10 protein-coding genes are annotated in these 13,430 nt (G+C 67.4%); 3 read left to right on the top strand and 7 right to left on the bottom strand.

Annotated features, from left to right (window positions below; genetic code table 11):
* Positions 1–20 precede the first annotated feature (20 nt).
* The 3 genes from ada to IBL26_RS02245 form a co-directional block, all read right to left on the bottom strand.
* Entirely contained in the window at positions 21–1,100 is a 1,080-nt protein-coding gene (gene ada, locus IBL26_RS02235; RefSeq protein ID WP_187782806.1) for a bifunctional DNA-binding transcriptional regulator/O6-methylguanine-DNA methyltransferase Ada, read from the bottom strand.
* A gap of 134 nt (positions 1,101–1,234) precedes the next feature.
* Positions 1,235–2,182 (bottom strand): isoaspartyl peptidase/L-asparaginase family protein, encoded by a 948-nt coding sequence (locus IBL26_RS02240; RefSeq protein ID WP_187782807.1) that lies wholly within the window; start codon positions 2,180–2,182, stop codon positions 1,235–1,237.
* 63 nt (positions 2,183–2,245) lie between these two features.
* Entirely contained in the window at positions 2,246–3,397 is a 1,152-nt protein-coding gene (locus tag IBL26_RS02245; protein ID WP_187782808.1) for an acyl-CoA dehydrogenase family protein, read from the bottom strand.
* Positions 3,398–3,912: 515 nt separating this feature from the next.
* Here IBL26_RS02245 and IBL26_RS02250 point away from each other — a divergent pair.
* From IBL26_RS02250 to IBL26_RS02260, 3 genes are read left to right on the top strand one after another with little or no spacing between them, the layout of a single operon-like run.
* On the top strand, positions 3,913–4,566 hold the full coding sequence (locus IBL26_RS02250; RefSeq protein WP_187782809.1) for an ImuA family protein: 654 nt from the start codon (positions 3,913–3,915) through the stop codon (positions 4,564–4,566).
* Positions 4,563–6,053, top strand: coding sequence for a Y-family DNA polymerase (locus IBL26_RS02255; RefSeq protein ID WP_187782810.1), 1,491 nt, complete (start codon positions 4,563–4,565; stop codon positions 6,051–6,053). Before IBL26_RS02250 ends, IBL26_RS02255 begins: the two co-directional genes overlap by 4 nt.
* Positions 6,054–6,056: 3 nt before the next feature.
* A complete protein-coding gene (locus IBL26_RS02260; protein WP_187782811.1) occupies positions 6,057–9,281 on the top strand; it encodes an error-prone DNA polymerase in 3,225 nt (1,074 codons plus the stop codon).
* A gap of 10 nt (positions 9,282–9,291) precedes the next feature.
* Here IBL26_RS02260 and IBL26_RS02265 read toward each other — a convergent pair whose 3' ends face one another.
* From IBL26_RS02265 to IBL26_RS02280, 4 genes are all read right to left on the bottom strand, one after another.
* The gene (locus tag IBL26_RS02265; protein ID WP_187782812.1) at positions 9,292–9,840 is read right to left on the bottom strand and encodes a lipocalin family protein; all 549 of its coding nucleotides are present in this window, start codon (positions 9,838–9,840) and stop codon (positions 9,292–9,294) included.
* Between the two features lie 84 nt (positions 9,841–9,924).
* Positions 9,925–11,145, bottom strand: a complete 1,221-nt coding sequence (locus tag IBL26_RS02270) for an SAM-dependent methyltransferase (RefSeq protein ID WP_187782813.1) — start codon at positions 11,143–11,145, stop codon at positions 9,925–9,927.
* Positions 11,145–11,936, bottom strand: a complete 792-nt coding sequence (locus IBL26_RS02275) for a DUF1365 domain-containing protein (RefSeq protein WP_187782814.1) — start codon at positions 11,934–11,936, stop codon at positions 11,145–11,147. Before IBL26_RS02275 ends, IBL26_RS02270 begins: the two co-directional genes overlap by 1 nt.
* Entirely contained in the window at positions 11,933–13,267 is a 1,335-nt protein-coding gene (locus IBL26_RS02280; RefSeq protein ID WP_367615352.1) for an NAD(P)/FAD-dependent oxidoreductase, read from the bottom strand. The genes IBL26_RS02275 and IBL26_RS02280 overlap by 4 nt, the downstream gene beginning before the upstream one ends.
* Positions 13,268–13,430 lie beyond the last annotated feature (163 nt).

Genomic DNA, 13,430 nt, shown 5'->3' on the forward strand with positions numbered 1-13,430 from the left:
GGCGGGCGGGGAATGGATGTTCAGGACACGCCCTCCTTTTGCAGCAGCGCCTGCTTCCGCTCGACACCCCAGCGGTAGCCGGACAGGGCGCCGTCGTTGCGGACCACCCTGTGGCAGGGAATGGCGACCGCCAGCGCATTCGCGCCACAGGCCTGGGCGACGGCGCGGGCCGAGCCGGGGGCGCCGATCCGCCGGGCGACCTCGGCATAGCTGACGGTGCTGCCGGCCGGCACCTGCCGCAACACCTGCCACACACGCTGCTGGAACACCGTGCCGCGCACGTCCAACGGCAGTTCCAGCCCCAGCGCCGGCGCCTCGACAAAGCCGACCACCTGGGCGACCAGGGCTTCGAAACCCGCATCTCCGCCAATCAGCCGCGCCTGCGGGAAACGGTCCTGCAGATCGCGCGCCAGGGCATCGGGCTCGTCCCCCAGCAGGATGGCACAGATGCCACGCGCGCTCCGCGCCACCAGGATCGAGCCGAGCGAGCATTCGCCGACAGCGAAGTGGATGTCCGTATTGGTGCCGCCGGAGCGGTAGTCGCTCGGGGTCATTCCCAGCATGTCGTCCACCGCCTCGTAGAAGCGCCCGTTGGAATTGAAACCGGCACCGTAGATCGCCGATGTGACGCTGGCGGCCTGGTTCGCCAGTTCGGCACGCACACGCTGGGCGCGGTGCGCCTGGGCGTAGGCCTTGGGCGTCAGGCCGGTGGCCGCCTTGAACAGGCGATGGAAGTGGGAGGGGCTGAGGCCCGCCTTCGCGGCCAGTTGCTCCAGCGAGGGTACTTCCTCAGCCGCCTCGATGAAGCGGCAGGTCTCGGCCACGATGGCGGCGTGCCCGGCCTGCAGGCCAGGTTGCTCCGGCTTGCAGCGCTGGCAGGGGCGGTAGCCAGCCTGGCGGGCATCGGCGCAGGTCAGGAACAGCGTGACATTCTGCGGCTTCGCCAACCGGGATGGGCAGGATGGGCGGCAGAACACGCCGGTCGTCCGCACGGCGTAAACAAAGCTGCCATCTGCCGTCCCGTCGCGGTTCATCACCTGGGCCCAGCGTGGGTCCTGCTCGGTGCCGGCTCTCTCCAGGGTCTCCGTGATTCTCGCCATGACGTCGCGTCCCTTTGTCCTCTATCGTCGCCTCGATGTCCCGATCTCTAGGCGGGGCGGGCGGAGGACACACTCCGGTGCTTGCTTTCAAATTCCGATATGGGAATTCGGGGCGGCAACCGGCAGGTCGCAGCCTAGCCCTCCTGCAAGGGGTGGCGGTAGATGCCGGTGCGGGCGACGCCATCCGTGCCGATGACGCCGCGATACATGCCCTGGCAATTGAACGGCAAGGCAACCTGTCCTGACGCATCGATCGCGATCAGGCCGCCCGAACCACCGAGCTTGCCCAGTTCCTCCACCACGGCTTCGGCGGCGGCTTCCAGCGCGTCGCCCCGATGCCGCATTCGTGCGGCAATCTCATGCGCGGCGGCCCAGCGGATGAAGTACTCGCCGTGACCGGTGGCGGAGACGGCGCAGGTTTCGTTGTCCGCCCAGGTGCCGGCGCCGAAGACGGGGCTGTCGCCGATCCGCCCCGGCAGCTTGGCTGTCATGCCGCCCGTGGAGGTGGCGGCCGCCAGGTTGCCGTGCCGGTCCCGCGCCACGGCGCCTACCGTGCCATGCTTGGCGGCATCGTCCCGCGTATCGGGCGCCGTGGAAGCCTGCCGGGCCAGCTCGTTCTGCAAAGCCTGCCAGCGGCCCGGGGTATGGAAATAGGCGGGCGGCGCGAAGGCGATGCCGTGCTGTTGGCAGAAATCCAGGGCACCCTGCCCCACCAGCAGCACGTGCTCGGACTGCTCCATCACCGCGCGGGCCGCCAGGATGGGGTTACGCGGCCCGCTGATGCCGGCCACGGCCCCGGCGGCGCGATCCTGCCCCTGCATGACCGCGGCATCCATCTCCTGCGTGCCGGCACGGGTGAACACGGCCCCGCGGCCCGCATTGAAGAGCGGGTTGTCTTCCAGGGCCATCACGGCGGCCGTCACGGCATCCAGGGCCGTGCCGCCATCCGCCAGCACCTGGTGCCCGGCCTTCAGGCTATCCCGCAGCCCCGCATGGTATCCGGCCTCGGCTTCCGGCGTCATGGCCTCGGGCCGCATGGTGCCGGCGCCACCATGGATGGCGAGGGTGAAGTGTTCCATCATGCTCTCTCTTCCAGATCGGTCGGGGCCGACGTCACGTTGCCCGTGCGAGCCCTGCGCGCCTTGTCAGGACGCTGCGCGAATCATGTTGCGGGCGATGACGATCTGCTGGATCTGCGTCGTCCCTTCATAGATGCGGAACAAACGCACATCGCGGTAGAAGCGCTCGATGCCGTAATCGGCGATGTAGCCGGCGCCGCCATGGATCTGCACCGCGCGGTCCGCCACCCGGCCGACCATCTCCGACGCGAACATCTTGCAGCACGCGGCCTCGGTCCCGACGTCGTGGCCGGCGTCCTTACGGCGTGCCGTCTCCATCACCATGCAGCGGGCCGCGTAGGATTCCGCCTTGCTGTCGGCCAACATCGCCTGGATCAACTGGAACTCCGCCAAGGGCTGGCCGAACTGCTTGCGTTCCATCGCATAGCGCAGGCTGTCGCGGATCAGCCGCTCCGCCACGCCGACGCAGACGGCGCTGATATGCAACCGGCCGCGGTCCAGCACCTTCATGGCCGTGCGGAAGCCCTGCCCTTCCCGCCCGCCGAGTAGCGCCGTCGCCGGGATGCGGCAGTCTTCGAACACCACGTCGCAGGTATGGGCGCCCTTCTGCCCCATCTTCTGGTCCGGCTTGCCCAGGGAGATGCCCGGCGTATCCGCCTCCACCAGGAAGGCGCTGACGCCCCGCGCGCCGGCTTCCTGCGGGTTGGTGCGGGCGAACAACGTGAACAGGCCGGCACGCGGCGCATTGGTGATGTAGCGCTTGGTGCCGTTCAGCACGTAGCTGTCGCCATCCCGCCGGGCGGAGGTCCGCAGCGAACCGGCATCGGACCCCGCCTCCGCCTCGGTCAACGCGAAGGAGCCGACGATCTCGCCTGACGCCATGCCAGGCAGGTAGCGCTGCTTCTGCTCTTCCGAGCCGTCGATGATGATGCCTTGCGAGCCGATGCCGTTATTGGTGCCGACCAGAGAGCGGAAGGCGGGCGAGGTCTGCCCCAGTTCGAAGGCAACCTGCGCTTCCTCCTCCATGGTCAGGCCGAGACCGCCATATTCCTCCGGGATCGACAGGCCGAAGAGACCCATCTCCCGCATGGCGGCGACGATCTCGGCCGGGATCTCGTCATGCTCGGCGACCTGATGCTCCAGCGGCACCAGTTGCTCGCGCACGAAGCGGGATACGCTTTCCAGGAGCTGGCTCAGGGTCTCGGCAGGCAGGGTCACGCGTCACTCGCCAGGTTGGGGCGGAGCCGAAGCCGCTCGCCCGGTTCTTATGCCGCCGATGGTGCGGCGGGCGGGCGGGAGCGTCAACGGCCCGCCCGTCCCGCTCGCCACGCCCTGCCCTGCCCTGGCGCGGGCGAATCGCGGGCCGATTCTGCCTCATCCACACTCGCGCCGGTGCTCCACAGGGAGGAGCCGACAGGGTCATGATGATTCACATCAAGATTCGTTCCGGATTCTCTTTCTGAGACGGGGCATTCCGGAACAGCTACTTAAGGGATTTTCCTAAGATTAAGGTTATCCACGGAACCTGGGGATAGTTCTGTGAGCAGATGGCGCGTGGCCATTCAGCAGTAGGGCTTCCGCGCCATTCGCCCCGTCACTCGCACCTGACCTTTGCCTAAAGATTTTGTTCTTGTTTTGTTCGTCACGTCCATTAGGGTCGGCGCATGTCGCACCCCCTTCTTCCCTCTCACCCCGGCTTCGCCGCCTCTTCGTCAGTCTGCTGATCATCCGCTATGCCCGCTTCCCCCGCATTGCTGCACGACCTCCGCCAGCGCCTTTCACAGATCGAACGCGGATTGGGCGAAGCCGCCTTCCCACCCGTGCCCCTGTGCCCGGCGCTGGACCGCCACCTGCCCGAGCACGGCCTGGCGCGGGGTGCGCTGCATGATGTTCTGGCGGCCGACCCGGGTGCGGCGCTGGGCTTCTGCGCCGTGGTGCTGGGCAGGCTGGAGACCCCCACTCTCTGGATCGCGCCGGAAGCCGATGCGGTGTGGCCGGCGGGCCTGCAATCGCTGGGCCTGTGCATCAGCCAGTTGATCCTCGTCCGCTACCGGCGTCCGGCAGAGGGGCTCTGGGCGATGGAGGAAGCGCTGCGTAGCCCCGGCATCGGCGGCGCCGTGCTGCAAACCTCGCATCTGGACCTCATCGCCGCGCGCCGGCTGCAACTGGCCGCGGAGGCGACCGGCAATATCGGCCTGCTGCTCCGCCCTGCCACCGAAGCGCGTAACCCTTCCAATGCGGTGACGCGCTGGCAGGCGGCATCGCTGCCGAACCCGCAGGCAGCGCCGCATTGGCAATGGAACCTGTTGCGCAGCCGGGGCGGCCAGCCAACGCCCTGGCAGGTCACTTGCGCCCCCGGCGGCGTGCTGCAGGCCCATGCGCCATGAGCCGCCGCTACCTGGCCCTGTCGCTGCCATTGCTGCCGCTGGACCGGCTGCGCCGGCTGGACCCTTCGTTGCTGGACCGCCCATTGGCCAGTTGGGCCATCCAGGGCCCCCGGCGTCAGCTGGTCGCGGCGGATGCGCCCGGCTTGGTACCCGGTCAGACCGTGGCGGATGCCCAGGCCATCCAGCCGGACCTCGTGCTGTTCCCGGCCGACCCGGCGGAAGATGCGGCGCTGCTGGAACGCCTGGCGCTCTGGGCGATGCGTTTTACGCCCTTGGTCGCGGTGGACCGCACAGAAGGGCTGTTGCTGGATGCCACGGGTGCGACGGCGCTATTGGGCGGCGAGGAACAGTTCGTCGTCGCCGTGACCAGCCGGTTTCGCCAGGATGGCTTCCGCCTGCGGGCCGCCATGGCCAGCATCGCCGGCGCCGCCGCCGCGCTGGCGCGCGAAAGCCGGCAAGACCGGATCGTCCCCCCCGGCCAGGAGCGGGATGCCATCGCCCCCCTGCCCCTGATCGCCTTACGCCTGCCGCCGGACATGATCCGCAGCCTGGGCCGCATGGGACTGCACCGCATCGGCCAGCTATGCCGCCAGCCGCGCGGCCCGCTAGCCCGCCGCTTCGGCCGGGTGCTGATGGATGCGCTGGACCACGCGACCGGCGACCGCCCGCAACCGCTGCAGCCGGTCCGCCCCGTCGCCACGTTCCAGGCCGTCCGCCATTGCCTGGAACCCATCATCACGCGCCCGGCCATCGACCAGGCGGTGGAAGCCCTGCTGGCGGAAATCTGCCGCGCCTTGCTGGAAGCGAGCCGCGGCGCCCGGCGGCTGACCCTGCGGGCGTTCCGCGTGGACCACCGCGTGCAGGAAATTACCATCGGGACTGGCGCGCCGACACGCGACGCCGCGCATCTCGTCCGCCTGTTCGCCGGCAAGCTGGATCAGTTGGAACCCGACCTGGGTTTCGAGCGGCTGACCATGGACGCCCACTCCACCGACATACTGGACGGCCTGCAGGCCAGCATGGCCAGGCGGGACGGTGCTTCCGCCGCCGACACGGCCGCGTTGACCGAGTTGCTGGACCGGCTGGAGCAACGCGTCGCGGTGTACCGCATGCTGCCGCTGGAGAGCCATTGGCCCGAATATGCCGCGGCACCGGCAACACCCCATGAGCAGATCGTGCTCCCGCCCGATTGGGGGAATGAAACGCGCCCCGTTCGCCTGCTGGCGGAGCCGCTGGCACTGGCGGTGACGGCGGAGTTGCCGGACGGCACGCCGGTGCAGCTTCGCTACGGCTCCCGCCTGCACCGCGTGCTGTATTGCATCGGCCCGGAACGGCTGGAACCGGAATGGTGGGGCCATGATGCGGCGCGCCCGTCCCGGGATTATTTCCGCGTCCAGACAGCGGAGGGCCCACGCCTCTGGATCTGCCGCCTGGGCGAGCCGAATGTGTTGCCGCCCCGCTGGTTCCTGCACGGCTATCTGGCCTGAGCCATGCCCGCCGCTTATGCAGAGCTGGGTGCGCGTAGCAACTTCAGCTTGCTGGATGGCGCTTCGCATCCGGCGGAGCTGGCTGTCACGGCGCAGAAGCTCGGCCATGCGGGTTTGGGCATCTGTGACGTCAATACCCTGGCGGGCGTGGTGCGCGGCCATGTCGCCGCCAAGGAACTGGGCCTTCCCTATCTGATCGGTGTGCGATTACGGCTGGAGGATGGCGCGGAATACCTGGTCTGGCCGACGGACCGGGCCAGCTACGGCCGGCTGACGCGCCTGCTCTCCCTCGGCGGGATGCGGGTTCCGGCCGGCAGCTTCCGTATCAGCCGCGAGGATATGCTGGCGCATGCCGAGGCATGGTGCATGGCATCGGTGCCGCCACGGTTGCCGGATGCCGGCTTCGCAGGGCGGTTCCGGCTGGATGAAGCGGCACTGAATGCCAGTCTGGCCCTGCCGCTGTTCTGTGCCGCCGCCTGCCGGCATGACGGGCGCGATGCGGAGCGGCTGGAATGGCTGCACCATGTCAGCCCAAGGCTGCTGGCCTGGAATGACGTGCGCTACCACCAGCCGGGCCGGCGCCGGCTGGCAGACGTGCTGACCGCCATCCGCACCGGACGCACAGTGGAGGCGCTGGGCCGCATGGCGGAAGCCAACGGCGAACGCTGCCTGAAGTCCCCGGCCGACATGGAGCGCCTGTTTGCGGGCTATCCAGAAGCATTGGCGAATACGCTGGAGATCCTGCAGGCAGGGCAAGGCTTCTCCCTGAATCAGCTCCGCCACGAGTATCCCGACGAAATCCTGGAAGAAGGCTACACGCCGCAGCAGACCCTGGCGCGGCGCGTCGCCGCAGCCGCCGCTACTCGCTGGCCAGGCGGCGTACCGGAGGAAACCCAGGAACAGATCGACAAGGAATTGCAACTGATCGAACAGCTGCAATACGCGCCCTACTTCCTCACCGTGGATGAAATCGTACGCTTCGCACGCAGCAAGAAAATTCTGTGCCAGGGGCGCGGCTCGGCCGCCAATTCGGCGATCTGCTTTGTGCTGGGCATTACCTCCCTTGATCCGACGAAGCATGAACTGCTCTTCGAGCGCTTCCTCTCGGCATCCCGGAACGAGCCGCCGGATATCGACGTCGATTTCGAGCATGACCGGCGGGAGGAGGTCATCCAGCACATCTACCAGCGCTATGGCCGGCAGCGCGCGGCGATCGTGGCCACGGTCATCCGTTACCGCACCCGCAGCGCGGTGCGGGAGGTCGGCAAGGTGCTGGGGTTGTCGGAGGACGTGACGGCGCGCCTCTCCAAGGCCAGTTGGGGACCGGGGCGCGATTGCACCCTGGCCGATATTGCCCAGGGCGTCGGCCTGGACCCCACGGATCATCGCCTCTCCCTCGTCCTGGAACTGGCGGAGGAGATCCGCGATTTCCCACGCCACCTCGCCACCCATGTGGGCGGCTTCGTGATGAGCCGTGGCCCGTTGGTAGAGACCGCCGTGATCCGGCAGGCGGCGATGGAGGACCGGACTGTCCTTGAATGGGACAAGGATGATATCGACGCGCTGGGCCTGCTGAAGATGGATGTGCTGGGCCTCGGCATGCTGTCCTGCCTGCGCCGCTGCTTCGATCTGCTGGGCCAGTACCACAAGCGCAGCCTGGGGCTGGACCAGGTGCCGCCGGATTGCCCGGAGACCTACGCCATGCTGCGGCGGGCCGATACGGTGGGCGTCTTTCAGGTGGAGAGCCGGGCGCAGATGTCCATGCTGCCGCGGCTCCGGCCGAAGGAGTTCTACGACCTGGTCATCCAGATCGCCATCGTGCGCCCCGGGCCGATCCAGGGTGACATGGTGCATCCGTACCTGCGGCGGCGGGCCAGGTTGGAGAAGCCCATCTACCCCAGCCCTTCACCGGAGCATGGCGACCCGGATGAATTGAAGAAAGTGCTGGAACGTACCCTGGGCGTGCCGTTGTTCCAGGAACAGGCCATGCGCGTCGCCATGGTGGCGGCGAAGTTCAGCCCGGAAGAGGCCGACAAGCTGCGCCGCTCCATGGCCACCTTCAAGCAGACAGGCGGCGTGTCGGAATATCAGGACCGCATGGTCGGCGGTATGGTCCGCCGTGGCTATGACGCGGAGATGGCGCAACGCGTCTTCAAGCAGATCGAGGGATTCGGCTCCTATGGCTTCCCCGAGAGCCACGCGGCATCCTTTGCGATGCTGGCCTATGCCTCGTCATGGCTGAAATGCCACCACCCGACCGTGTTCGCCGCCGCGCTGCTGAATTCCCTGCCGATGGGCTTCTATGCGCCGGCGCAGATCGTCCGCGATGCGCGCAATCACCGCGTCACCATACGGGCCGTGGATGTCAATGCCAGCGACTGGGACTGCACCCTGGAACCGGAGGCGAGCAGCGCCGAGGGGTTCGCCTTGCGGCTTGGCATGCGTCTGGCCAGCGGACTGGCCAAGAGCGCGGCCGAGGCGATCACCCAGGCCCGGCAGGCTGGCAACGGCTCCCCCTTCGCATCGCCAGAAGAGGTGGCGCGGCGCGCCGGCATCGACCGGAAGGCCATGGAAGCGCTGGCCCAGGCCAATGCCTTTGCCTCGATGGGCGCGCGGCGGCGCCAGGCGCTCTGGGCAGCTAAGGGCATGGAGCCGGATATCCCCGATCTGCTGCAGACGGCAGCCAAGGCCGCCGCGGTCGGCGAGCCGCCACTGCTGCGCGAACCACCGCCGCTGCTACCCGAGGAGACGGAGGGCCAATCCATCATGCTGGACTATGCCACCACCAGCCTGACCCTACGCCGGCACCCGCTGGCCCTGATGCGCCCTGCCTTACGGGCACAAGGTTGCATCGACAGCCAGCAAGTGGCCGGGCTTCGGGCCGGTAGCAAGGTCCGGCTGGCCGGCCTGGTGCTGATGCGTCAGCGGCCTGGCACCTCGAAAGGCGTAATCTTCGTAACGGTGGAGGACGAGCACGGCGTCGCCAACCTGGTCGTCTGGGCCGACATCGCGGCGCGGGACCGCGCGGCCCTGATGGCGGCGAAGGTCCTGATGGTCGAAGGCCGGGTGGAACGGCAAACCGAGCACACGGAAGTGCCGATCATCCATGTCATCTGCCTGAAGCTGACCGATTGCTCGGACCTGATGACCCAGGCGCTGATGCATGAGCCGGGCGGCACCGAGCAGGCGGGCACGTCTGCCCTGCCCAATAGCCGGGACTTCCGATAAGCCGGAAGGCCTACTGGAACCCGGGCTTTCCAATATCCTCCTGCCGCTGCGGAACCCGACGGAACTGGCTGATGTCGTAGCCAGCCTGGGCCAGCCGTTGCAGCAGCCCCTGATACGTCGCCTCATCCATCTCGGCCGTGCGGGACAGTACCCAGCCATAGCCATGCCCGGGATAGCCCACCAGGGCGTAGCGGTACTCCTGGTCGACATAGACGATCAGGTAGGACAGGTAGATTGGCCAGAGCGGCGATTCACGCCAATAGGCGTTGCCGGTGTCGGGGACGACATACCCGGTCATGGTGAAGCTACTGGGTTCGGAGGCAAAGTCGCTGCGGCCCCAGTAGACGTCGCGGAAGCGGTCGCCCTCGACACTGATGTCAAAATAGCTGCCGACTTTCCCCCGTTCGGCAAAATAGGGAATGTTGGCGATGACGTACCAGCGGCCGGAATAGCGCTGCAGGTCGACATTCGGCGCCAGCGGCATGGTGGGATTGACCGCCCCGCATGCACCCAGCCCGAACAACCCCAGCAGCATGGCAAGCAGACGCAGGCGCGACATGGCGTGACCTTTCACAGAATCATTCCGGCTTCCAACGCACGTCGCAACCGCCTCATGTCTGGCAACGAACAGGCCCAAGCCTGTTCAGCCCGCATGGCCCAGCTTCCACAGGCCGACATCGATCGCCCTCGCACGGAAGCCGGCCTCGCAATAGCTCAGGTAGTATTCCCACATCCGGCGGAAGCGCGGGCAGAAGCCCATCGCCTCGATCTGCGGCCAGCTGGACTGGAAACGTTCCTGCCAATGCCGCAATGTCTGCGCATAGCCCAGGCCGAACGTCTCGACTTCCCGCACCATCAGCCCGGCGCGGGAGACCTGTTCCTGCAAGGCCGTCGGCGACGGCAGCATGCCGCCCGGGAAAATATGACGCTGGATGAAGTCCGTACCGCGGCGGTAGCCCTCGAACCGGTCCTCGGCGATGGTGATCGATTGCAGCACGATCGTTCCGCCCGGCGTCAGGCGCTCGCGCAGCGCGTCGAAATAGGTTGGCCACCACGCCTCGCCCACCGCCTCGACCATTTCGATGGAGACGATGCGGTCGAACTTCCCCGCCGCCTTCCGGTAATCCTGCAAGCGCAGATCGACCTGCGATGCCAGGCCCGCATCGGCCAGCCTGGCCGTCGCATAGGCATGCTGGGAAGGCGATACGGTCAGGCCGGTGACATGGCAGCCCCGCGCGGCCAGGCGCTCGGCCAGGCCGCCCCAACCGAAGCCGATCTCGAGAACCCGCTGCCCTGGCTGGATATCCATCAACTCCAGCACGCGATCCTGCTTGGCGGATTGCGCGGTCTCCAGACTCGCCATCGCGTCGGCGAACGGGGCGGCGGAGTAGCTCATCCCCTCGTCCAGCCACTTTTCATAGAAGGCGTTGCCGAGGTCGTAATGCCGCATGATGTTGCGGCGACTGCCGGAGAGTGTGTTGTCGTGCAGCCGGTGCAGCATGCGATGCAGCAGCCGCACCGGCAGGACGGCGCGGTCGGTGCCCGGGATGGCATCGCGGTTGACGGCCACCAGTTCGATCAGCGCGGTGAGATCGGGGCTCGACCACTGGCCATCCAGATAGGCCTCGGCAAAGCCGATATCGCCGGCCAGAAGCAGCCGCAGCACCGCGCGCCATTGGTGCAGCACCAGGGTCGCCTCAGGGCCGGTTCCAGCCGCCCGATGCCGCAGCATCGATCCATCCGGCAGCACGACATTCAGGGTGCCGACGCGCAGCCTTCCCATCAACCGGCGCATCGCGGCAATCTGCAGACCGGCGCGCGGAAGCGGCAGGCCATGGCTTTCGACATTGCTGGGAGAGGACATCAGGCGCGACCCTCCGGCAGGATGATGCTGACGGCGTGCGGGGGTGGCTTGGGGCGCGTGCGCAACCGCATGCCTTTGCGCCACAGCTTCAATGCTTCCCAATGGATGCCACCCAGGACCTGCAGGGCCATCAGCGGGTGACGCAGGAAGCCGCCGAGCAGCGCCGCATCGGTCAGGGCCTGCCGCTCACCGGCGAAGCAGGCGGAGAGCACGGTCTCGCCATCCTTGCTGACCTCGATGGCGATGGCCGTGCGGCCATCCGGCACGGACAGGCGGAAATGGTATTGCATGTCCATGTCCATGAACGGGGAAACATAGAAGCGCTTGCCGCATCGCTGCCGCACCTGCTTCTGCTGGCCGGCTTCGACGGGGATCAGGTAGCTGTGCCGCTGGCCGAAGGTGTTGTTCACCTCGTACAGCACCGCACACAGCTCGCCGTCCGCATCGCGGCAGAAGAACACGCTCAGCGGGTTGAACACGCTGCCGAGCACCCTCGGCATACACAGAAGCTGGATGGTACCGCCTGCATGATCGACCCCCGCTTGCGTCAACTGCTCCTCCAGTTGGGCCCGCAATGGCCGGTCGCTACCCTCCAGGTGATCACGGTTGCGGAAGCCGAACAGGTTGAAGCGTTCCGTGCTGAAAAAGCGCAGGTGGCTTGCGGTGGCTTCCAGCTCGTCCAGATCCAGCAACAGCATCATCAGCCGATAGCGAAGCCGGTGCCGCACCGGCCGCAACCGGCTGTGCACCACGCGACCCCTGTAGAGGCAGGACGCCATGCCTGCGCTCATGCGGCCTGCGCCCGCAGGCCGACGATGCGGCCAGACGCGTTGGGAACGCTCCAGGGCCGGCAGATGCCGCCCAGTTCCTCGGCGACGGCAAGCCCGGCCTGCACGCCATCCTCATGGAAGCCGGCGCCGAACCACGCGCCGCAGAACCAGGTGCGACGGCGGCCTTGCAGCGCCCACAACTGATGTTGCGCCCGCAGCGCCGCCATGTCGAAGCGCGGGTGCTCGTAGTCTTCCCGGTGGATCACGCTGCCGCTGGCGGGCTCACGCACCGGGTTCAACGTAACGAAGACATCTCTCTGCCCCTGAAGGTCCTGCAACTGGTTCATCCAGTAGGTGGTACACAACTCCCGTGACGGCCCCTGCTCCAGGTAGTTCCAGCTGGCCCAGACTTTTCGCCGGCGTGGCATCAGGGAGGGATCGCGGTGCATCACCGCCGCATTGGCGCCGTAGCGAATGGCGCCCAGCAGTTGCTGTTCCTCCGGCGTGGCGTCTTGCAGCATGGCCAGCGCCTGGTCGCTGTGCGCACCGATGACAACATGGTCGTAATGCGCTTCCTCACCGCTGGTGTCGCTGATGGCGACGCTATTGGCATCGCGCCGGATGCGCCGCACGCCACAGCCCAGGCGGATGCGGTCCGCGAATGGCGCGGCGAGCCGGCGGACATATTCCTGGCTGCCGCCTTCCACAGTGCGCCATTGCGGCCGGTCCTTCAGCCGCAGCAGGCCGTGGTTCTCGTAGAAGCGCATGAAGGCCGCTGCGGGGTACGCTGCCATCCGGTCGGCCGGCATGGACCAGATGGCAGCCGCCATCGGCAGCAGGTGGTCGCGGATGAAGGCGTCCCCGTAGCCATGCGCGGCCAGCCAGTTGCCGAGCGATTGTGTCTCCGCGCCGCTGGAGCGGGCGGCTTCAGGCGCTTCACGGTAGAAGCGCAGCAGGTCCCGCAACATGGACCAGAACCGCGGGCGCAAAAGATTGCCGCGCTGGGCGAACACGCCATTGAGGTCGGTGCCGGAATACTCCAGCCCGCCGTCCCGGAGGGAGGCCGCGAACGACATGTCGGACGCACGCGTCGGCACCGCGAGCTCGCGGAACAATGCCACCAGGTTGGGATAGGCGTCGGGATTATAGACGATAAAGCCCATATCCACCGGGGTTGACGACTGCGGACCCGGCACCATGATCGTATTGCTATGCCCGCCCAGGCGCGACGCACGCTCGTAGACCGTGACGTCATGACCGCGGGATAGCAGCCAGGCGGCGGATAGGCCGGCGATGCCGGTACCGACGACGGCGATGTTCAGCCGCTGGTTGCGATTCGCTATGCTGTCCACTACGGCAAGTCTCCACGCCTTCCTCCTTCTACGTGCGGGGCGCGGGTTTGGATCACCGCTTTTCTGAGTGATCCGATGTCGCCTGCCGTTCGTAAAAGGGTCGATGCATGCTCTGCCGAAATCCGCCCTGTTGCGCCGAGGCACCCCAGGACTCCCTGGGGCG

Origin of the sequence: Teichococcus aerophilus (assembly GCF_014490485.1) — a bacterium.
In the GTDB taxonomy this organism is placed as follows: Bacteria; Pseudomonadota; Alphaproteobacteria; order Acetobacterales; family Acetobacteraceae; genus Pseudoroseomonas; species Pseudoroseomonas aerophila.